The 19565-nt window shown below is 53.6% G+C and carries 18 protein-coding genes and 1 pseudogene; 7 read left to right on the forward strand and 12 right to left on the reverse strand.

Features of this window, described 5'->3' with window-relative positions:
• The first annotated feature begins 44 nt into the window (after window positions 1-44).
• Window positions 45-1043 carry an ester cyclase gene (locus ACR0JG_RS14405; RefSeq protein ID WP_170567774.1) on the forward strand — a complete coding sequence of 333 codons (999 nt, stop codon included), beginning with the start codon at window positions 45-47 and terminating at the stop codon, window positions 1041-1043.
• Window positions 1044-1068: 25 nt separating this feature from the next.
• The gene (locus ACR0JG_RS14410; protein WP_170512638.1) at window positions 1069-2064 is read left to right on the forward strand and encodes a nuclear transport factor 2 family protein; all 996 of its coding nucleotides are present in this window, start codon (window positions 1069-1071) and stop codon (window positions 2062-2064) included.
• A gap of 891 nt (window positions 2065-2955) precedes the next feature.
• Here ACR0JG_RS14410 and ACR0JG_RS14415 read toward each other — a convergent pair.
• From ACR0JG_RS14415 to ACR0JG_RS14430, 4 genes are all read right to left on the reverse strand, one after another.
• Window positions 2956-3336 (reverse strand): hypothetical protein, encoded by a 381-nt coding sequence (locus ACR0JG_RS14415; protein WP_170337130.1) that lies wholly within the window; start codon window positions 3334-3336, stop codon window positions 2956-2958.
• Window positions 3337-3450: 114 nt separating this feature from the next.
• Window positions 3451-4629 carry a carbohydrate porin gene (locus ACR0JG_RS14420; protein WP_170337128.1) on the reverse strand — a complete coding sequence of 393 codons (1179 nt, stop codon included), beginning with the start codon at window positions 4627-4629 and terminating at the stop codon, window positions 3451-3453.
• Window positions 4626-5390 carry a DUF3299 domain-containing protein gene (locus tag ACR0JG_RS14425; RefSeq protein WP_170337125.1) on the reverse strand — a complete coding sequence of 255 codons (765 nt, stop codon included), beginning with the start codon at window positions 5388-5390 and terminating at the stop codon, window positions 4626-4628. The genes ACR0JG_RS14420 and ACR0JG_RS14425 overlap by 4 nt, the downstream gene beginning before the upstream one ends.
• Before the next feature lie 26 nt (window positions 5391-5416).
• Window positions 5417-6814, reverse strand: coding sequence for an amidohydrolase family protein (locus tag ACR0JG_RS14430; RefSeq protein WP_170337131.1), 1398 nt, complete (start codon window positions 6812-6814; stop codon window positions 5417-5419).
• Between the two features lie 132 nt (window positions 6815-6946).
• Between ACR0JG_RS14430 and ACR0JG_RS14435 the strand changes: the two genes are divergently transcribed.
• Complete coding sequence (locus ACR0JG_RS14435) at window positions 6947-7954, forward strand: AraC family transcriptional regulator (RefSeq protein ID WP_170567763.1); 1008 nt, start codon at window positions 6947-6949, stop codon at window positions 7952-7954.
• Between the two features lie 404 nt (window positions 7955-8358).
• Complete coding sequence (locus ACR0JG_RS14440) at window positions 8359-9957, forward strand: GMC family oxidoreductase N-terminal domain-containing protein (protein ID WP_170565535.1); 1599 nt, start codon at window positions 8359-8361, stop codon at window positions 9955-9957.
• A gap of 272 nt (window positions 9958-10229) precedes the next feature.
• On the opposite strand, the gene ACR0JG_RS14445 is transcribed toward ACR0JG_RS14440, so the two are convergent.
• Together ACR0JG_RS14445 and ACR0JG_RS14450 are read right to left on the reverse strand one after the other, a co-directional pair.
• A complete protein-coding gene (locus ACR0JG_RS14445; RefSeq protein ID WP_010442727.1) occupies window positions 10230-10673 on the reverse strand; it encodes a hypothetical protein in 444 nt (147 codons plus the stop codon).
• 37 nt (window positions 10674-10710) lie between these two features.
• On the reverse strand, window positions 10711-11079 hold the full coding sequence (locus tag ACR0JG_RS14450; RefSeq protein WP_010442726.1) for an antibiotic biosynthesis monooxygenase family protein: 369 nt from the start codon (window positions 11077-11079) through the stop codon (window positions 10711-10713).
• Window positions 11080-11182: 103 nt separating this feature from the next.
• Here ACR0JG_RS14450 and ACR0JG_RS14455 point away from each other — a divergent pair, with 103 nt between their 5' ends.
• On the forward strand, window positions 11183-11680 hold the full coding sequence (locus tag ACR0JG_RS14455) for a MarR family winged helix-turn-helix transcriptional regulator (protein ID WP_480570632.1): 498 nt from the start codon (window positions 11183-11185) through the stop codon (window positions 11678-11680).
• Window positions 11681-12095: 415 nt separating this feature from the next.
• Here ACR0JG_RS14455 and ACR0JG_RS14460 read toward each other — a convergent pair whose 3' ends face one another.
• The 3 genes from ACR0JG_RS14460 to ACR0JG_RS14470 all read right to left on the reverse strand — a co-directional run bounded on the left by ACR0JG_RS14460 (window position 12096) and on the right by ACR0JG_RS14470 (window position 13976).
• Complete coding sequence (locus ACR0JG_RS14460) at window positions 12096-12632, reverse strand: hypothetical protein (protein ID WP_480570635.1); 537 nt, start codon at window positions 12630-12632, stop codon at window positions 12096-12098.
• On the reverse strand, window positions 12616-13386 hold the full coding sequence (locus ACR0JG_RS14465; protein ID WP_480570638.1) for a hypothetical protein: 771 nt from the start codon (window positions 13384-13386) through the stop codon (window positions 12616-12618). The genes ACR0JG_RS14460 and ACR0JG_RS14465 overlap by 17 nt, the downstream gene beginning before the upstream one ends.
• 74 nt (window positions 13387-13460) lie before the next feature.
• Window positions 13461-13976, reverse strand: coding sequence for a DUF805 domain-containing protein (locus ACR0JG_RS14470; RefSeq protein ID WP_117870863.1), 516 nt, complete (start codon window positions 13974-13976; stop codon window positions 13461-13463).
• A 393-nt stretch (window positions 13977-14369) separates the two neighbouring features.
• On the opposite strand from ACR0JG_RS14470, the gene ACR0JG_RS14475 reads away from it, so the two are divergent.
• Together ACR0JG_RS14475 and ACR0JG_RS14480 are read left to right on the forward strand one after the other, a co-directional pair.
• The gene (locus ACR0JG_RS14475; RefSeq protein ID WP_170471152.1) at window positions 14370-14669 is read left to right on the forward strand and encodes a hypothetical protein; all 300 of its coding nucleotides are present in this window, start codon (window positions 14370-14372) and stop codon (window positions 14667-14669) included.
• A 199-nt stretch (window positions 14670-14868) separates the two neighbouring features.
• The gene (locus tag ACR0JG_RS14480) at window positions 14869-16338 is read left to right on the forward strand and encodes a ShlB/FhaC/HecB family hemolysin secretion/activation protein (protein WP_170791961.1); all 1470 of its coding nucleotides are present in this window, start codon (window positions 14869-14871) and stop codon (window positions 16336-16338) included.
• Between the two features lie 1544 nt (window positions 16339-17882).
• Here ACR0JG_RS14480 and terL read toward each other — a convergent pair.
• The 3 genes and pseudogenes from terL to ACR0JG_RS14495 all read right to left on the reverse strand — a co-directional run.
• On the reverse strand, window positions 17883-18539 hold the full coding sequence (gene terL / locus ACR0JG_RS14485; RefSeq protein ID WP_170565491.1) for a phage terminase large subunit: 657 nt from the start codon (window positions 18537-18539) through the stop codon (window positions 17883-17885).
• A gap of 86 nt (window positions 18540-18625) precedes the next feature.
• Window positions 18626-19333, reverse strand: coding sequence for an IS6 family transposase (locus ACR0JG_RS14490; RefSeq protein ID WP_170565495.1), 708 nt, complete (start codon window positions 19331-19333; stop codon window positions 18626-18628).
• Between the two features lie 57 nt (window positions 19334-19390).
• Window positions 19391-19555, reverse strand: a pseudogene (locus ACR0JG_RS14495) (IS6 family transposase); the annotation flags it as partial.
• Between the last annotated feature and the right edge of the window lie 10 nt (window positions 19556-19565).

Below are 19565 nucleotides of genomic sequence, written 5' to 3' on the forward strand. Positions count from 1 at the left end.
TACACACGCGAAACAAGGCGATCTTGGAGCCTCTTCGAAATGCGATGGTCAATTTTGATCTAAGTAACGTTCGCTCGGCCATTGCCGATATCTTTACGGCAGATGCGGTCATACACATGCCGCACCCGTTTGGTGATTTTTGCGGCCCGACGGACTTTTTCGACGCCTGCTATGTGCCACTTTTCGAAGCAATGCCCGACCTTGAGCGTCGAGATTGGATTGTAATGGCAGGCCGGACCGAGCGGGGGGATGATTGGGTCGGATGCGGCGGCCACTACGTTGGCACCTTTGTAGGGCCGTGGTTGGACATTCCGCCAACCGGGCACCTGACACATATGCGTTTTCACGAGTTCTATCGGATTGTGAACGACAAAGTTGTCGAAATTCAAACCCTTTGGGACATTCCGGAAGTGATGATGCAAGCCCAGGCTTGGCCGATGGCGCCGTCATTGGGGCTAGAGTTTTGCATACCGGGCCCCGCCACAAACGACGGCATCATACCCGGACCGTGGGACGAAGTGAAGGCGAACGCATCCTGCGACCACATCGTTACAATGCTGAAGCATATGAAAAAACACCCGAGTCAGGGCGGCCCCGAAAAGATGGAAATGCCGCGTTTCTGGAGCGAACGCGTCAACTGGTACGGCCCGGCCGGAATTGGCACAGGCCGAGGCATCGCTGGTTTCCGCAATTGGCATCAGATCCCATTTCTGAATGGGATGCCGGATCGCGGCCGATACGTAGATGAAATAACCTATCACTTCTTCGGTGACGGCAACTATGCAGCCGTGACCGGGTGGCCGAATATGATCCAAACCGTGACCAACGATGGGTGGATGGGTATTGCACCCACGGGTAAACGCATCACCATGAAATCATTGGATTTCTGGCGCCTGGAAAACAATAAGATTCGGGAAAACTGGGTCATGGTTGACCTTCTGGATGCCTATCAACAACTCGGCGTGGACGTTTTTGCGCGATTGCGTGAATTCAACAAGGTGCGCGTTCCGGGTCGACTATCCTTCCCGATTGGAGACGCTTGATGCCGTCATACCAAGGACATTAGACATGAACGGTTTTGACCCAAAGTTTGTCGATTTGCCCGACTATATCATCAGCATCACGAAAGAACTGTGGGAAGACCGCCGCATCGCCAAACTGCACGACTATTACGCCCCAGATATTGTCGTTCGCTCGCCCGCGTCGGTTGTTGTAGGCAACAAGGACGTGATCGCAGCGACTATGGCGACGCTTTCAGAGTTTCCAGACCGCAAGTTGCTGGGCGAAGATGTGATTTGGTGTGGTACGCCAGAAGACGGAATGCTGTCATCTCACAGGCTTTTGTCGACGGCGACGCATACGCATCCCGGCGTTTACGGCGCACCCACGGACAAACAACTTCAATACAGGATCATCGCCGATTGCCACGTCATCAACAACCAGATCAACGACGAATGGCTTATTCGCGATCAAGGCGCAATTGTGCGACAATTGGGTCTGAACCCGAAAGAATACGCACGCGGTTTGATTGAACGAGAAGGCGGACCGAGCAAATGCGTCCAGCCCTACTCTCCAGCGAATGATATCAGTGGTCCGTATTCCGGGACAGGCAATAGCAATATCTGGGGCACGCGATTGGCGAACTTGCTTGAACGTTTGATGCACGCCGAATTCGAAGCAATCCCCGAAGAATATGAACGTGCCGCGCAGTTGGAGTATCCAGGTGGGGCAGCAGCTGTTAGCTTTGACGGTGCAGATCAATTTTGGATGGGATTGCGGGCCAGCTTCCCAACGGCTGAATTCAAGATACACCATATAATTGGTCGTGATGATCCCGCGATGCCACCTCGTGCCGCCGTTCGCTGGACGCTTCACGGAATACACGAAGGATATGGCGCATTTGGTGAGCCGACAGGTGCCGAGGTTTTCGTCCTGGGCGCAACCCACGCCGAATACGGTGAATTGGTTACAGGAAAACCAAAGCTTCGTCGTGAGTGGACCCTTTACGACGAAACAGCCATATGGAAACAGATCCTATTGCAACCGAAAGTAGGGTGTCATTGAGCGTTCAAGACAATGTTGAATGTCGCCAGTGCCTGCGGTGTCTTTGCAAATTCGTATATCTCCAAAGTAATAGTCGTATCACCGGCAACACATTTTGGGCCGGCGAAATCAAAAGTGCAAAAACGTCAAAAAATCTACGTTCGACGCCGCATCCCGATTAATGCTCTCGCTCCAAGAAACCCGAGTCGTCTCAGAATTGCGCCGGGTTTAGATCTGGTTTCTGAAATCCGTCATTGGGCGCAGTGCCACGAGATCACACTCTATTGCGCATTGCGACAATAGTGGACGGACTGTCACATGGCATGCTTTGCGACCACCGGATGTTCTGCGCCACGATAACACAGTACGAACATCGCAGTAGGGGTGTTATGTGAACCGCCTTATGGTTGAGCGCACCACCCATCACCGCTTGTCGCGAACCACCCCACAAGTCTTCTGCCCATTCGGCCCGCAGAGTTGCCGTGACTTTCATCCAAAGCGGGCATTCGAAGACTCTACACCCGCCGTTCGGGCAGAATGCGGAAAACGGCGGGATTGAGCCCAAACTTACTGATGCTGCACGAAACTCCAATGACAGCAATGCGCAGAAAGCAGACTTTGCAAAGTCCGGTTGACCACATTGTCCACCAAAGGCGACAGTTCTGCTTCGCGACTGGGCTATACATAGCCCTCAAAGCGTATTGTTTGCGGGACTTCAGTTGCACCGTTTTCCTGAGCGAGTAGGGCGCGTGCTGACGAAAAGGTAGCAAGCGCAAAAAGAACAAGAAGGGCCTTTATCATCGTAGCGCCTCGGATCCGGGTTTTGAACTTGGGCCGGGGTTCACAAATGATCGCCCCGGCCAGCGTCAGGGCAAACGAGGTAGTTCTTGCCCTGAAACATCGTACTTTCGCCTAATTTAGAAGATCACCGACGATGCCGACGGCATCGACCACGGTAGACAGGTCATTCGTAACTTCGAGGACTTCGTCATCGACCAGAATGTAGCGGTTTCCTTTGCCCGGCTCCCCAAGCTTCCATTTGGAAAGGTCCCCAATATCCTCGAACTCCAGGTCAGATGGGAGCTTGGCACCGCGCGTGTAGCGCTTGATCTGTCCAGGTGGTACAGCTTTTGGGCCTTTGCCGGGTTTGTCTTCTATCTGAATGCTGACATCACCGTTCTTGCCCCCCTTGTTCGGCTTTTTACCCTTGTTGTCTTTGGCATGGGCATCGCTGCCTCCAAGGATGAAAAACACAACTGCTAAGGCTGCAAGAATTCCGTATGCAATCTTCATAGATTGTTCCTTTGCTTCCCAACTTCATTCGACCGGCGTTGAAAATTCCGGCACGCGCTTGATCTCTCTTAGTTGCCCTTTGGCACACCCCTTAGTGACTGCCTTCACCCCGCATTAGAAAACGATCCGGGTTCTTAGACCGAACAGGGTAATCCGGTCCTGATCGGGATTTAGAAGCGGGTCGGAAATGAATTGTACCGATGGCGTGATCTGCAGTCCGGGTGAGATTGAAAAGCGGTAGAAAGCTTCAAGCGTGAACTGATCGCCATCTATGCCTCTTGCTTCGGCCCAGTTTAGGCCCAGACCGGCCAAATCGGTGTTGCGACCATAGTAACCGAGACCGGCAGAAATCGACCGTTCATAAAGCGCTGCGGTTCCCTTCGAGGCCCCTGCACGGAAGAACGGCATCCATTTATTGTCAACAAACCATGCGGCGGAAAACGCTGCGCCGTAATCTTCTGCTCGACTGCCATCGTCAGCCGCATCTGCATGCCAGAGGGTCAGATGGATATTGTCGAAGTAGATGCGATCAAAGCCGGACGTGTACCCAAGTTCGAGCGACTTGAAGAGATTGCCGTCGCTAAACACATCAAAGTTTGGATCGGACGGGTCGGCGTTTGCGTCTGATACGCTGGCAACGGCGTAGAGGTTCTCGCTCAGCTTTACCCCACCGGCAATACCAAGGCCTTGGTTGGGCGTGTTGATTGTCGGGTTGGTATTGAAAGACAGGTTTTGAAAACCACTGTAGGGGCTTACCAACCCGTAGATATCCACAAAGTCCGTTACATCAATCTGGCCGACTTGCAGCGCCCACGACCCATTCTCAGCCCTTTGGGTCCAGAACAAATTGGTCAGAAGCAAACCGTTGTCATTGAAGGCTGTTCCCGTGATTGAAAGGGCTCCGCCATCCAGCCCGAGAAATTGCGGAGCAACGTCAGTATAACTGTGCCTGTCTTCGATCTTGAATGTCAGAGACCCCCGTTCAGTTGCCTGCCAACTGCCGTAGAACCGCGCAATTCCGCTGGCTGCTTCGCCGGTTCCCAGATCAGCATCCGTGGTTTGGCCCAATGCCAGGTAGTCAATGTTGAACCGAAAACCACCCTCAGCCAGTCGGTCTTTCCACTGAAACCAACCCGGTGCGATGTTGCGTGGAAAATCGGAACGATATTGCGGATCGGTGAGCCCGTCTCCGGGCGCAAGATCGGCTTCGACTGAAGATGGCCCGGATAGTCCCTGAGCCGACGCTGCGCCAGCAAATGCAATGCTCAATGCGGCAACCAGAAGTCTTATCATTTTGACGCCTGTGCCCCACCGGTCTTGCGATTTCCTGCCGCGCGGATGCGATCAGCAGCACGCTGCTTCCATTCCAACCTGTCTGCCTCGGTTTCCAGAGTTTCGACACGTTCCGCCTCTAGCTGGAAAGTCGCATTCATAGGCATGAGGCCATCCACAACCATCATATTATGAACGGAAGGATCGATAGTCAGCGTGCCTGTCAGCCGAACGGGTTCGTGGAAATAGCTAGGCGCCCAGTCCCCGTTCAACCGCACACGGATCATCTGGTTAGGCGGAGGTGGAGGCATGTGGCTGCACATCCCTCTTTCTGGCACCAAATACGCCACAGGCCGGCCGTCCGGATCGCTTGGAGCAGGAATGGCAAAGCCCGCGAGTGTGATTGTTCTGCCGTCGAATTGCGGGTTTCCGCTCGTTCCAGCCTTTCTTCGACGTTCAGTCACAACCTCGCGCTGATCGAGTAACCAGTCGACGTCAATTCCGTCTGACACCAAGGCGTCTTCGGTCTCTGCTAAAAGCAATTGCCATTTCTGCCGTTCTTCGGCGCTGCCAACCTCCTGCTGCAACCTGCCGCGTATACGCACAACGAAAAGAACATCGTCGAACTGTTCGGGGCTGAGTTCACGATAGGGGTCATCAAAGACCTGCGCAGACGGATCTGGCAGATCTGCCCAGTCCAACGCGGTTCCAGGCGTCGCCGCAGCATCATAACCGCACAAAACCAACCCTGCGAATACTGCGGAGCAAAACCAATTTCGCATGAATGCTCTCCGGCTGCTTTATCTGGTCAATCCAGTGTGTTTTTGTAGATCACACCGTCCTTCATGATCAGGCGGATTGTTTCCGGGCTGTCCGGCCTCGGGTCCGCACCGAACCACTGATCGCCTGTTCCAACGACAGAGAAGTCTTCGAGGGGGTTGCCGTCTATCAGCAGGATGTCGGCATAGGCGCCTTCTTCGATCACACCCAGTTTGCCTTCCGGATAGGGGTTCATGAAATCACCGCTAAGTGCCGCGATCTCGCCACCTACCGAAGTTAGGGTTACCATCGACGCATAGGGGCCGAAGAAATGGTTATTCAGATGTTTCTCGTAGGCGATCTGGATGTTGCACGCTTCGACCGAGCCGACGCAATCGGTTTGGAAACCGCGCGGCGCCGGGCATTCCTTCATACTTGGAATGTAGGCTTCGAAGGTCGCCGAGGCCGATTTGGCCTTCCTCAAACTGTTGGGGTTGTTTTTCACGGAAGGAACATCAAGTAGGCCTGGATCAAATGCTGTGATGTTCGTCGTGATGTACGCTCCTTTTTCTTTCATCAAAGCAGAAATCTCGCAGTCAAAGTGAAATCCGTGTTCAATGGTTCTGACCCCTGCATTCAGGGCATTGATGATCGCTTCTTTGCGGTAGGAATGTGCCATGACATAGGTGCCGTACTCGTTGGCAACCTGAACAGCGGCCTCGATCTCTTCTTTCGAACCGGCGAGCAACTGCCATGGATCGAATGCCGAAATCACCCCACCTGATTGCATGAACTTCAATTGCGTGGCACCCATGCGCAGGTTGTTGCGGCCATACATGTAAATTTCGTCAACACCGTTGACCTGTTGGGCCATATTCAGAGTCCCAAAGTTGGTCACCCCACCCGGCGGAGATGTGAAGGATGCGAAATCGGCGTGACCACCACGTGTTCCGAGAAATGCCCCGGAAGGATAAAAGCGGGGGCCGACGATCTGGCCGGCGTCAATTGCGCGCCGCAGCCCGCCCCCAGCGCCCCCGGCATCGCGAACGGTCGTGAAGCCCTGCATCAGGTACATTTCGGCCATCCGGGTCCCGTGGATGGCGAAATCCTCCCAGGTCGAGTTGGTTTCCATCTCGGCAATCGATGGCCCCATGAGCATCAGGTGCGCGTGATTCTCTATAAAGCCCGGTGTCAGAGTGCGCCCACCGCCGTCGATAACCGTCGCGCTCGGCGCATCAATGGCATCGGTTGAGACGGACTTGATCAGATTGCCCTCGACCAGAACACTGGCATTTTCAATGCGTTGCTCATTCACACCGTCGAAGACATGCACGTTGGTAAACAGCGTTTGGGGTTCTTCTTGATCCTGAGCCTGCGCGGTCGCCGAAAAAGAAAGAACTGCCGCGACAATTGCCGTCGAGCAAAGAGACATTCGTAAGCCGGACATAAGTACTCCCTTCATATTCATGTTTTGCCAACTATAGTCTGGAATTCATTGGCTCGGTTGCCCCTTTTGAATTAAGATGTACGAATGTGACTGCAAAAATGGCCACTTCTTAAAGCTAATCCAACAAGGGTTATGAGCTTGCCTTTCAACTCCACCTCCCGAGAGCATAGCGAGGGCTTTGTTCGCCTCTCTTTAGCCGCTCCCTTTCTGCAATATCTCACCGAACGTAAGATCAATCCGCAACCAGCATTGGATCAGGTCGGCTTGAAAGCTGAACTGATGACTAACCCATCCGTGTTCGTTCACTCCGAGTTGGTTTACGGCTTGGTAAATGCTTTCTCAGAAGTATCAGGGGATCGATACCTAGGACTGAATGTAGGGGAAGCGTTTGACCTGCAAGAGTGGCCGCCCTTCGCTCAAGCCTTGCAATCTACAAAAACGCTGTTCGAGTTTTTTACCCGCTTTGTTGAGCTCGTGCCGCAGGAGTCCAATTCTGTGCGGCACAGCCTTGTCATTGAAGCAGACAAAGCGACTTATCGTATCGAGAGGCAACAGGAACCAACCGTCCCACCCATTCAGGTGACCGGTTTTGGTGCCGCAATCTATGTACGCCTATTGCAGACCGTCGTCGGAGAGTCCTGGGACTCTTCCCGTGTGCGATGGGAAAGCAGATACATCAATGGGCTGCCTATCGACTACAAAGGGATCGAGGTTGGCCTTGGAACCGATCCCGGAATGCAAATTAGTTTTCCTGTGGAATGGTTGTTTTTGCACCATGTCTCTGACGGCTCTGCCAAGCCGATGGCCTCACCGCGACAAGATGAAGAAGTAACTGTGGTGGCTGCTTTGCGCTCTGTGTTGCGCGGCAAACTGGATGAACCCGATTTGGGGCCGGAGATGGCGGCCGAGTTGCTGGGAATACAGCCGGAACGGTTCCTGAAAGCGCTTCATCAACAAGGCACAACGTTACCGCGCGAAATCAAACGGCTGCGTATCGATGTCGCCAAGGAGCACCTCAAACAAAACCAGATGACAATTGCAGAGATCGGACTGATGCTCGGCTATTCTGACAAGTCCCATTTCACTCGCTTTTTCCGAGGTCAGACCGGAATGACACCGACCAAGTTCCGAAGCAAGTAAATGTGGTCGAGCCAAATGAACGCTTCGAAGATTAGGTCCTCGTGGGATCAGTTCGGAGAAGTTGTAGTGCGACGTTGAACAGGTTAGTCGACGACATGAATGGTTGGTTGCCACCGCCGATACAACCTCTGCAACTGGCCGTTTCGTTGTGTATTTCGGAGTTAGCAAAGCTTGGTTGCGAAGGTCCGCTTCGGGCTGACTGCGGTTCTTTGGAGTAATATTGCGGATGTCCGCAGAATGGTCATTCGTCGCAACTCTGTTCAATGTCTGCTTCGCAGGACAAAGCTACCTTTGCTCGCATAAATCCCAACGGCTGCTTTCATAAAAAACACACCCAAAGCTTCGCGGGTTAACTATGGACTAGGGCGGCCTATTGGTGCTTGGATCGATTTGGGGGGAACGCAATGCTCAATCCAAATAATTTGTTCGATGTGATAATAGTAGGGGCCGGCAGTGCAGGATGCGTGTTGGCAAACCGCCTGAGCGAAGATTCGAACCGTCGGGTGCTTTTGCTCGAGGCTGGTGGAAACGACGACGATCCTCGCATTTCGACGCCCGCGACTTTTGGTACCCTGCCTAACACTCGGTTCGACTGGGGGTTTCGCACCGGGCCGCAAGAGCACCTTTCACGGCGTCAAATCAACTACCCGCGTGGTCGATGCATCGGTGGGACTGGGTCGATCAATTACATGATCTACCTGCGGGGTCACCCCTCGGACTACGACACATGGCAACAGCTGGGAGCTACGGGTTGGGGCTGGCAGGATGTTCTCCCCTATTTCCGTAGAGCAGAGAACTGGCAAGCGCCCGGCCAATCCGATTTGCATGGCGACGAGGGCCCTTTGACCGTCAGCCAACAGACCGAGCGATCCCCTTTAACCGAAGTCTTTCTAGTAGCCAGCCAGCAAGCGGGCATACCGTTTAACGAGGACTTGAACGGTGAGGATATTGAAGGCTGCGGTTATTTTCCTGCGACCTTGTTCGAAAATCAGCGCGGGAGCACGGCGCGGACATACCTTAAACCTGCCTTGGACCGGCCGAACCTTGAAGTCGTGACCGGAGCAACGGTTCTGCGCCTCAACATGGACCGCCATCGAGTTTCGGGGATTAGCTATCTCTGTAATGGCGAGGTGCATATCGCAACAGCTCAGGAAACTGTCCTCTCGGCTGGGTCAGTAGGATCTCCACATATTCTCCAAGTCTCGGGCATTGGCCCTGCTAGTGTCCTGGAAGCCGCAGGCGTGCAAGTCCGCCACGACCTGTCTGGCGTGGGAGAAAACCTGCAAGACCACCTGCATTACCGCAGCAGATGGGAGATCGACAAACCGCTCACGTTCTTTGGGCGCTCTGCCGAGGATTTGGCCGAAGCCCAAAGCCAATTCGAACAGGGGCGCGGGCCGCTGACCACGAACCATTTTGAATCCGGCGCCTTTTTGCGGTCAAATCCGGGGGCGGAGGCCCCTGACATCGAACTCCTTATGATTCCCTACTACATCAGTCTCGGAGCGCCTGAGATGCGTCCACCAGACAGACACGGTTTTACTATTTCAGGCTTTCCACTTAGGCCCAAAAGCACGGGCCGGGTTGCCATCGTCTCGGACAATCCTTTGGACAGGCCAATGATCGACCCGGGATACCTCAGCGACCCGGCTGACATAGACCTCATGCTGGGTTGTATCCGAGAGGCGCGGCGGATTGTGTCGCAACCCGCGTTCAAGGAACTTGGGGTAAGGGAGATATCTCCGGGTCCGAAGCGTGAAAGTGACGCCGACCTCATATCTGACATCCGTGAGGTTTCATCGACCTCGTGGCATCCGGTTGGCAGTTGCCGCATGGGACAGGACGACGGAGCGGTCGTTGCCCCTGATCTGAAGGTGCACGGTCTCGAAGGCCTCAGCATTGCAGACGCCTCGGTCATGCCGCGAATGAATACGGGACACCCGAATGCCCCAACAATAATGGTAGGGGAAAAAGCCGCCGATTTGGTCATAGGGCGTAGCTAACAGAGCACGGTTTTGAGAATTGCAGAAGTCGCTGAGCAAGGGTGCGCTTTAAGCGCTTTCTCAACGCGCCAAAATGCAGAGGCGAACTCGGCATGGCTTAGGATCGCAACGAAAGCAGCCTTTCGCTGTGCTGCAGCAACCTGGTAGGTTTGGGCTCAGAGCAGACATTGAACATAATTCGTTGAATGCCTGCTATGCAGGACAGAGCGCCAATTCGCTGCGTTTGCTCGAATGTCGGCAAATTGGCCAATGTATGGATTGGAACCACATTTTCAGCGAGGCCTCCGAATTCTACCGGTCATTCGCAAGCCGTCGCGAATGTTCAGTCCCATCATAGTGAGGTTGGCAGCCCCGGCGATCAACTCAATTACCTGAACCGTGTAAAAGGTGCTGTCAAATTCACCAGCGGCGGCTTTTCCAGCCAGAAACCAAGCGGCAGGTACGAGGATGAACAAGCCGTTCAGCGCAATGACAGGCATGCGGCTTTTCTTGGCCTTCGTAAGTGCATCCTTGCGTTTCCGGCCCATTGCCATGCCCGACCCGCCAGCGATGGCCATTGCCGGGATGAGGATGAACATGCCTTTCAAGATCAATGCCTTGACGGTTGCGACTGTTTCATGGCTCGCAAAGAGCTCGCTGGTGGCCGTTGATGTCCAGAAGAGCAGGATCATCACAAAGCCGATGCCCCCTGCAATAGCGTGAATCTTTGTTTTCATAGCGGCTCACTCAAATTGGCATTTGGAAAGGATTTCGTCAGGCCGTGCAGCAATTCGGCACCGCAACCTTCTCAAACAGATGGGGGGCGGTCACAGCGCTTGAGGGATAATGGCTGAGCTGCTGCTGAAACTCGGGGTTTGAAAACGCCGCGCGGAAGTTCGCAACAGACTCCCAGATCGCGTAGTTCATATACATGCTGCCGTCACCAACAGCTTTGTGCAGTTGGGTGCTGATGTAACCTGGCTGCTTTTGCATCCATTGGGCATCGCTCTTCCAGGCTTCAACCAAGGCGTCTTGTTCATCGGGATCGACTGTGAAGAGATTGACGAGAACGACGGGTCCAGCGTCGATGCCCAATTGCCGCTCAATGGGAAACTCAGGGTCGAGTGGTTTGAAACTTACCATTTCGGTACTCCTTGAAAGTAGCTTCGTTTTGGTGCCATGTTGTCATATTTGGGAAACATCAAACATAATGACAACACGTTGTCAAATCAAATGAGGAATCGACATGCCGGATGCGCGAAGAACCGAAGAAGGAGAAGCCGTGACAGCGTTGATACTGGATGTGTTTCGGCTAAACGGTCGATTGCAGCTTGCCGGTGATCGCCTCGTGTCAGAACTCGGTCTTACAAGTGCTCGATGGCAGATTCTTGGTGCCATCGCATATTCTGATCGACCGGAATCCGTTGCCTGGCATGCTCGGATGATGGGCGTTCACCGGCAGGGCGTACAAAGGATCATCAATGAATTAAGCAAAGAAGGCATAGTGGAGTTTCAGTCGAACCCACACCACAAGCGGGCGCACTTGGTTGTCATGACTCCAAAGGGGCAGGAGTTGTACGAAGCTGCGATTGCGAAGCAAGTCCCATGGGTGAATGAACTCTCGGAAGGTCTGTCGCCAGATGATATTGCGACAGCGCAAAATGTTGTTGACCGTCTTAAATCACGTCTCGAAGAAGCATCAATGCGACAAGATCAGAGCCCGTCTCAAAGCGGACGTTCATAGAGAGCGCAGCATCGGTCATTTTGGGCTCAGTGTTGCCGTTCTCCGCAGCAAGCATGATTGGCTGGTCCCAGCCTGAAGCAGGCATTCACAATCACGCTTTTCAGTTTTGCACCAAGCCATTGACTAGGACATGCGCGACGTTCAGGAAATCATGTTGTCTGCTGTAAACGACTGAATTGGGCTCGGTGCCATCGTTGTCTGCTGTTAGCATGATTGGCCGCACGCAGCCCGAAGCGGACATTCGTAACAAGATTTTGCAATTTCCGAGACTGGGTGTAGGTGCGTTTAAACTGCTACATGTATAAGATTGATTTTATAAATTAATATGCTGAAACTTCGCCCAAAAGTTTGCATGCTACAGAGAACCCATCGAACAAACAGGCTCTCAGGCTTCTATACGGTGCCCAATTGCAGTTTACTCCCAATCACCAGCAGACGAGCGCCACGTTTTAGCTTCCGCGTCCCAAACACTGGCCGTAACGCAAGGCGTTGGGTTTATTCCGTCGCAATTGGATCCATGAATACCTGCCACAACAACGCGTTGGCGCCCAAGATCAACGACTGTCCAGCCTTGATTGAGCAAGGAGTGCACCTCTTCACCAACCCAAAAATGCGACATGCATCCGCCAGTTCCGCAATAAAGAGATGCGGCGCTTGAACACGCGAAACCAGACTCATTCAGAACCCAGTCGCGTCGTAGATCTCCGTCGAGATCGGCCCTCTCAACCGCACCCCAGTCTAAGTCAAACTGACCGTCGTTGAACTCCGCGCAGGCCTGTGCCGCCAGATCAACCTTCGCCTGCAAACCGGGCGGAAGTTGCGATACATCAGCCGCGACAGCTGGTGAGTTCCATACTAGACCAGAGACCAGCACAAACCTGGAAACTAAACCTTTCAATTGACGCACTATTTGGGAAGCTGTTTGGAAGGTGGCATCAATTGCACTGATCATATCTGTAGTCCCCGTATTCCAGCCAGTTTACCGAGCCTTCGCTAAAAATCAGAAACTCGGACCTGTCTTCCCCAAGCAGGGCGACGACAAATCCGGCGGGAGGCTCATAGTTTCCAAAGTAACTGTAGGCCGTCATGGCTCTGATCGACTTGCCGTTGACCGTTACTCGCGCGTCCCATTCTCCCTCCGGGTTGTCCAAAATTACCGGTTCGATGACACGCTCTACCGCTCCGCCACCACAATAGACGATGCCTTCTGGGGGTTCGTAGGAGGCCCCCTGGCTAGCACCTGAATCGCAGGCGGAGCGAAGCGACCGAATTGCCGCGCTGGAACCTTTTAAGTCAAAGATTCCGTAGCTGACATCCTGATCAATCATGGACAGGTTAACGGATGCATTGGCCGCGAGCTGTTCCAGTACAAAACCATAATACTGCTGACTATTGAAACTGACCTCGACAGGATAATTGTCGACGATCTGCACGTCAGCGTTTTCTGCGCCAACCTGAAATGCCCCGACTTCGGTGGTGCCGTTCTTCAAAAATCGAATGGAGAGCCCCTGCTTTTCCACGATGTCCTGGCTATCCTCATACCCAGCCGGAGCAAAGCGGATACGATTACACTGAAGTTCCAGCGTCATGTTTCCGGTCTGAAAAAAAGCATTGGGGTTAGGCCCGGAGTTGAACGACCACTCCGCTGATGCCGTAGTCGACATAGCCATCAGTAGCATTCCAATGGAAATCGATTTGAAACTCATTTTCTCTCTCCATGGTGTTGTGGTTCGTACTGTCGTTCAGCCAGAGTTTCCGGCCCGTTACTCGGGCAACCAGGTTAGGAAACAGGTGCGCCGTATTCGTTTGCGCCTTCTTGGGAAGGTCGCGTCAGCCACCAGATCATCAGGATGGACAGAACCAATTGAAGAATTGAGACAACAACAATGCCGGTCACGCCCAGGACGGCCGCAGGTCCTCGCAATGCATCGGGGTTTTCGGTCCCTTGCTCCAATACCGAGAAGAACGCCACCCCACCCAGCATAACAAAAAGAGTTACAATGCTGAGCGCCATCGGCAGTAGCAAGTACCAGCCAGGTCGTCCTGTATCGTGCAGCCTCCGCCAACCGGCGGCCAGCATAGGTATGAGAACGGCCAGTTGGAAAACAGAGGACAAAACCCGTGATCCCTGCCCCGTTTCAGGGTTGGTCCCGAATAGGATCGTATCCAGCACAGCTAAAGCCGCACTCACGAGAACCACAAACAAGAAGAACCACCAGTATTCTGAGCGTATAGCCCGACCGGAAAACTGGAAGTATTTCGAGAAACACGTTTTAACGGCTTCACCAAATCCCATTTTTCAATCCTTTCTTAGTTTCTGTGCGGCCTCAGAACGCCTCGCGGACCCAAATGCACGCCTTCGCCCTTCTGGGTTTTCCCGCCTTCTATTTTTGTTTGAACGCCAAAAACCTATCTTTCAAAAAGGTAGCGAAATTTACGCGCGGAAAAAATGTTGATTTATGAAAAATAAGATTCAAACATGCGAATTCGACTAAGCTTTATTTGACCCACGTTGTTATCGGCCCCGGCAATCAACTCGATATCGTTCCCCCGACCAATCCGTTGGCGACAAATCTTTGAGATAGGTAAGCACCGGATCGAGCTGTGCTCAATTGGCTGAGTAGAAGCGGACGCTTCAAAAAGGAGCATCCAATTTCACTAGATTCGATGGACCCTGATGGAGAAGAAAATGACCAAAAAGACAGTGATGATTGCAGGCACAACTTTGTTTGCATTGCTTGCGGCATGTGATGAAACGAGTACGTCTAGCGCGTCCGCCGAACCCACACCCGCTCAGCAGGCATGTTTGCGAGATGTGGCCAAAACCACGAACAATTCGCAAGTGGTTGTGCTCTCGTCCGCGTTTAGCGAAGCTGGAACACAAGTCACTGTCGGCGTTGGTGAGGATCGTGCTCCTTGGAATTGTATTGCTTACACGGATGGTGCGACAGCTGGTATCGAGTTCCTGGGCGACGAAGGCGCACTGTAATCTGGTCGCTGTGTATCTCGAAAGCACCAGTCGTGATCAAATTTGAGTACCGGTAAGCTCAGACATTCAAACCTCGTAATAGGATTGGGTTTTAACATGCTCAATCATGCTAAGGTTGTAGAAAATGCCCGTAACCAACTCGGTTGTAATTGCGATCATTTGCACTTTTTTGGCTATTGTATCAGTCCCAAAATACAGCATGGCCCAAACTTGGGACATCGCATCCCAGCACTCTGTCAGTGGCGTAACGGTGTATGATACCGATGAGCTGTTAACGTTTGCCGGTCAGTTGGCCTTTGACCGGTCGGGGCGCATCACAGCGGCGGATGTCGCATCAACGATTACGCAGATCTACCGAGAAGACGGTTACTTCTTGGCTGAGGCCTGGCCTGGTCCCGATGGGCAGAGCATAGTTGTTGATGAAGGGCGTATTCAAACCATCGAAATAGAGGGGGTAGATACGCGCACGTTCCAAACCTTGGAAAATATCTTTCGCCCCCTCACTACCGCATATCCTATAACTCTAAAACGATTTGAGCGGGCCGTTATGTTAGCCGAGGACATACCCGACTTGGACGTGTCGACCGAACTTGATTACCCGGATCAGGCTGGTGCTCGGCTGAGAGTGTTAGGAGAACCTCTACGCAAACAAGCCGGCAGTGCGACACTCGACAACCCTCCGCGTGAGCTTGGAGAGGCACTCAGCTTCTATATCGTACAAGAGTTTTATTCGACGCTGACCGTCGGCGATTTGCTGCGCTTTGAGGGGTCAGGCAACTACAATTGGGACAAAGACGACGAACATTCATTGTGGGGCGCTGTTACCTATCGCGCACCGTTGAACAGCAATGGCCTGTATGGTGAGATTTTCTACGGAAACATAAACGCAAAACGTGACCTCTCGGGGGATTTTGCGAGAACAGATGTTGATGGCGAGAACTTCACCGTCGCGTTGGGTTACCCAGTGATCCGCGATGTGGCCCGCTATGGGTACCTTCTGCTGGACTATCGCCTTTCCGAAGCGGACTCAGTCAGTGGCGGCGTTCCATTGTCTAGTGACGCGAGTGTCGTTGGCCTTACATATCTTTACGGGCAAAACTATCCAAAAGGACAAGCTCTGGAAGCGGGACTAACCTTATCTTTTGGCGATAACGACAATGACACGACGGACGCGAATTTTGACGACGGAGACTCTTCGTTCTGGCATCTGCGGGGCGGCATTGGATACGAAAGCCCGCTAACGAGCTTGTCGCCCAACACAGCTTGGCGCACTGAGATTTGGGGGCAGTACACCACCGACCGGCTGCCCTCGGTCGAGGAGTACTTCCTTGGTGATCGTTATGCTTTGCGTGGATATCGGTTTGACGAAGTGGATGGTGATTCCGGGATTTCCGCGATTTTCGAAGTGTCTCACTCCTACTTTCCAAGTTCCCAAAGCATTCATCGCTTAACGCCCTTTGTCTTTTTCGACGTGGGCTACATCTCGAACAATGACCCTGCGAGTTTTGAAGTTGATAGTGCTACACTGGCCTCGACAGGTCTGGGTTTGGACATTGAGTTTAAGCAAAACCTATTCCTGTCCGGATATGTCGGTGTCCCTTTGAGAGACGGTCCGTTGACTGACTCTGGCGATCCTGGCGCGTATCTTGCTCTGACAACAAGTTGGTGAGGATGTTATGAAACGGAACCGCATTGTTTTACTTTCCGCAGCTTGTTTGGTCGCAGAGCTGGCCGCCACGCAGGTCGTCGCCCGCGGCAATCATTACGGGTGGTGCCGTGGCGTAGGGAACCCACACCAATCGAGCCAAGGATGTGGGCAGGCCGGCGGGCAAGGGGCAGGCAACCAAATTACCGGTCCAACGCAGCCGGTGGCAAATCAGTTGCCACCTCAGGGAACGCCGCAAACGCCCACCTCCGTTGCTGTGCCGGTCCTTGCGCCGGGCGCGGTCCCGAATGCAATTCCCGGTCGGGTTCCTATCGCGACGCCAATAGCGATTCCCGGTCAAGTTCCAACGCCAATCGTAGCGCCGATCATAGCTCCGCCCTTGGTGCCAAATCCAACACCAAACCAGGTTCCGACAGCCGTTCCCAATCAGGTTCCGCCATTGGCTACTGTGCCGCCGCAAGTTCCGACTGCGACTCCTAATCAAGTTCCGATAGCTGTCCCTGGCCAGGTGCCGCCTCAGCCTAATGTGCCGCCCCTTGTGCCAACCGCGACACCCAACCAAATACCAGTCGCCGTTCCTGGTCAGATTCCTCCTCAGCCTACCGGCCAAACTGCTGTGCCACCGCTCGTCCCGTCCGCGACTCCTAATCAGGTTCCCATAGCGGTTCCTGGCCAGGTTCCACAGTTGACACCAAGACCTACGGCAACTCACATAGCCGTCCCAGGACATAAGAATCCACAAGGTGTCGTGACAATCATGCGCCCTAGGCCGAGGCCAACAACCGGTACTGTTCAGCAACCTGGCTCAACACAAGTGACCCACCACTTAAGTCACCAAAGCAACTCAAAGAAACACGATCACGTCGCAGCGACACCGGGACGGCATGACCCGCACGACCTACCGAGATTCCGCAACGCGGCGGCCAAGGAAAACTGGGAATGTGTTGCCAGCGGATTCGGACAGCGCCGGTATGATGCTGGGCGAGGCGTATTGCTCAACAACGGAGCGTTGCGGCACCTCGGAAACGTGGACGCTATGGCACGAGATGTCCCTGCACGGCATCCAAAACACTCTGGATGCATTATTTCGGTTAAACGAAAGCAGCGCTGAAGCTCACTTGGTGGGTTTTGCTCGGACAATGAGATTAATCGACCAAAAGTTCCTCAATTGTCATCTGGATAATTGGATTTCGTATTGCTTTATTCCCTGGCGATTACGTTGGCCGACGTAGCCCGACAATGCTCCGCACCTAAATTTACTTCAAATAGGCCAACAATCGATACTGCCGCACTTCCACGAAGAGCCTCCGACCATCTGGGCCGGTCAGGTTAGGCACGCGAAACTTTGCAAAGTCAGCTTTCTGCGCATTGCTGTCATTGGGGCATCGAGCAGCATCGGTCAAAGTGGGCTCGAAGCAGTCATCCGACGGCATTGGCGATGAGACTGGTTTGTGGTTGCGAGCGGTCATTGGGGCCGCTCTCAGGATTGGTCCGACATCGGCCCTCCCAGCAATATTCAACGAGTTTTCAAGCTTGACGCTGAGGTTCTACCGCCGTCTGACCCTCTCTCGATTGCGCTCCCGACGTTCGATGTTGATCCGGTGGTCCCGGCCCAATGCCCGGTAGAAGCCCGGTCCCTTGGACCAGTTCAGAAAATGGGCAAAGCTGTCGACCTGATCGTCGTTGCGCCCGCGTGGAAAGGACTGAAGCTCTCGTTTGAATACCGGTAGCCAGGGTGCGTCTGCAGGCAGATACACCTTGCCCTCTTCGACAGGACCGCAAGCGGACTGGAACCGGGTTTCCTTGTCTTTGTCGGGTTTAATGCGTTCGTAGCGCCGACGGTTATCACGAAACAGCTCGTCCAATAGCGGTTTGCCTGGGGCAGCATCTTCGATCAGAACACGATCGGGATCCCAACGACCGACAAGCTGCAGTGCCTTGGCTTTTAGGTCTGGGTAGTCTACCTGCCCGCGCCAGACGTCGATAAGATACCACGCATTTTCTCGGAACCCCCAGGTCGTACAGGCCGAGAAGTCGGATCGCGGATCCGCAGACATCCCCGTATCCCAGCTTTGAACAACCAGTTGGAACCAGCGACGATCTTCGATGGTCTCGTAGGTCCCGAACCATTCCCAGCGCAGCGGCGATCCGTCTGGCGCAACCGGGTTCTGCTGATACTGGCAATTGAACACAGCTGCGCCCATTTCACGACGCTTGGTATCCAGCGTGTCCTGATCGGTGCTGTCAGACTAATTCGAACCAGTCTCAGTTTGCTGCGGAAACCGCGAACCTATCCGGAACAAAGCTGACGCCACTCGCTAAGAGCGGCGGCGCGTGTCAGCTTGAAGGTGTCCCGGCTGGTGAGCGATCTTTCCTGGTTGAAGTGGTTGTGGACCGAGGAATGGACGGAGGCGAATTTCTGCAAACTTCGCATGCGCCTGAATCGTTGCATCGCGCGTTCGCGTCGTCGAAACGGCAGGTGCGAATTCTCGACGCGGTTGTTGAGCCACCTGCCCGTCCTTTGTTTTTCAAGCGCGCCCATTTCTCTGAGCGCAGCCTTGTAGGAAGCGAAGCGATCTGTGACGATCTCTTCGGCGCAACCGTGTCGCTTCATCAATTTCTTAAGGAATTTCAGCGCTGCAGCTTTGTTACGGCGCTTCGTTACAACGGCTTCCAGCACCTCACCTTCGTGATCAACATCCCGCCAAAGATAATGCCGCTTGCCATTCACCTTCACGATAGCCTCGTCAACGTGCCACTTCCATTTGGAGAAGGCGCGCAGGTGTTGAACACGCTTCCGTCGGATCTCAGCTGCAAACATTGGACCAAACCTGTTCCACCAATATCGGACAGTTTCGTGGCTCGCGTCGATGCCTCGCTCGTGCAACAGATCTTCGACATTCCGAAGCGAGAGCGGGAAACGGATGTACAGCATCACCGCAAAGCGGATGATCTCGGGGCTGGTTTTGAAGTACTTGAAAGAGGCAGGTCTGGTCATGGGAAAAAGCTACGCAACCGCCCTGCCCGCCTCAAGCCAAGTTCTTCTGACAAGGCCGTTCCACCAATATCGGACAATCTCGTGGCTTATGTCGATGCTTCGCTCATGCAGCAGATCTTCGACATTCCGAAGCAAGAGAGGGAAACGGATGCACAGCATCACCGCAAGGCGGATGACCTCGGGACTGGTTTTGAAGTATTTGAAATAGGCAGGTCCGATCATGGGCAAAAGC

Source organism: Ruegeria sp. AD5 (assembly GCF_056542345.1).

Excerpts from the sequence above, each read along its gene's own strand:
- ACR0JG_RS14425 (WP_170337125.1), bottom strand. The coding sequence starts at position 5,390 with ATGCGAAATTGGTTTTGCTCCGCAGTATTCGCAGGGTTGGTTTTGTGC.
- ACR0JG_RS14440 (WP_170565535.1), top strand. The coding sequence starts at position 8,359 with ATGCTCAATCCAAATAATTTGTTCGATGTGATAATAGTAGGGGCCGGC.
- terL (WP_170565491.1), bottom strand. The coding sequence starts at position 18,539 with ATGGGCGCAGCTGTGTTCAATTGCCAGTATCAGCAGAACCCGGTTGCG.
- ACR0JG_RS14435 (WP_170567763.1), top strand. The coding sequence starts at position 6,947 with ATGAGCTTGCCTTTCAACTCCACCTCCCGAGAGCATAGCGAGGGCTTT.
- ACR0JG_RS14480 (WP_170791961.1), top strand. The coding sequence starts at position 14,869 with ATGGCCCAAACTTGGGACATCGCATCCCAGCACTCTGTCAGTGGCGTA.
- ACR0JG_RS14490 (WP_170565495.1), bottom strand. The coding sequence starts at position 19,333 with ATGACCAGACCTGCCTCTTTCAAGTACTTCAAAACCAGCCCCGAGATC.
- ACR0JG_RS14455 (WP_480570632.1), top strand. The coding sequence starts at position 11,183 with ATGCCGGATGCGCGAAGAACCGAAGAAGGAGAAGCCGTGACAGCGTTG.
- ACR0JG_RS14445 (WP_010442727.1), bottom strand. The coding sequence starts at position 10,673 with ATGAAAACAAAGATTCACGCTATTGCAGGGGGCATCGGCTTTGTGATG.
- ACR0JG_RS14415 (WP_170337130.1), bottom strand. The coding sequence starts at position 3,336 with ATGAAGATTGCATACGGAATTCTTGCAGCCTTAGCAGTTGTGTTTTTC.
- ACR0JG_RS14460 (WP_480570635.1), bottom strand. The coding sequence starts at position 12,632 with ATGATCAGTGCAATTGATGCCACCTTCCAAACAGCTTCCCAAATAGTG.
- ACR0JG_RS14410 (WP_170512638.1), top strand. The coding sequence starts at position 1,069 with ATGAACGGTTTTGACCCAAAGTTTGTCGATTTGCCCGACTATATCATC.
- ACR0JG_RS14465 (WP_480570638.1), bottom strand. The coding sequence starts at position 13,386 with ATGAGTTTCAAATCGATTTCCATTGGAATGCTACTGATGGCTATGTCG.
- ACR0JG_RS14430 (WP_170337131.1), bottom strand. The coding sequence starts at position 6,814 with ATGTCCGGCTTACGAATGTCTCTTTGCTCGACGGCAATTGTCGCGGCA.
- ACR0JG_RS14470 (WP_117870863.1), bottom strand. The coding sequence starts at position 13,976 with ATGGGATTTGGTGAAGCCGTTAAAACGTGTTTCTCGAAATACTTCCAG.
- ACR0JG_RS14450 (WP_010442726.1), bottom strand. The coding sequence starts at position 11,079 with ATGGTAAGTTTCAAACCACTCGACCCTGAGTTTCCCATTGAGCGGCAA.
- ACR0JG_RS14405 (WP_170567774.1), top strand. The coding sequence starts at position 45 with ATGGTCAATTTTGATCTAAGTAACGTTCGCTCGGCCATTGCCGATATC.
- ACR0JG_RS14475 (WP_170471152.1), top strand. The coding sequence starts at position 14,370 with ATGACCAAAAAGACAGTGATGATTGCAGGCACAACTTTGTTTGCATTG.
- ACR0JG_RS14420 (WP_170337128.1), bottom strand. The coding sequence starts at position 4,629 with ATGATAAGACTTCTGGTTGCCGCATTGAGCATTGCATTTGCTGGCGCA.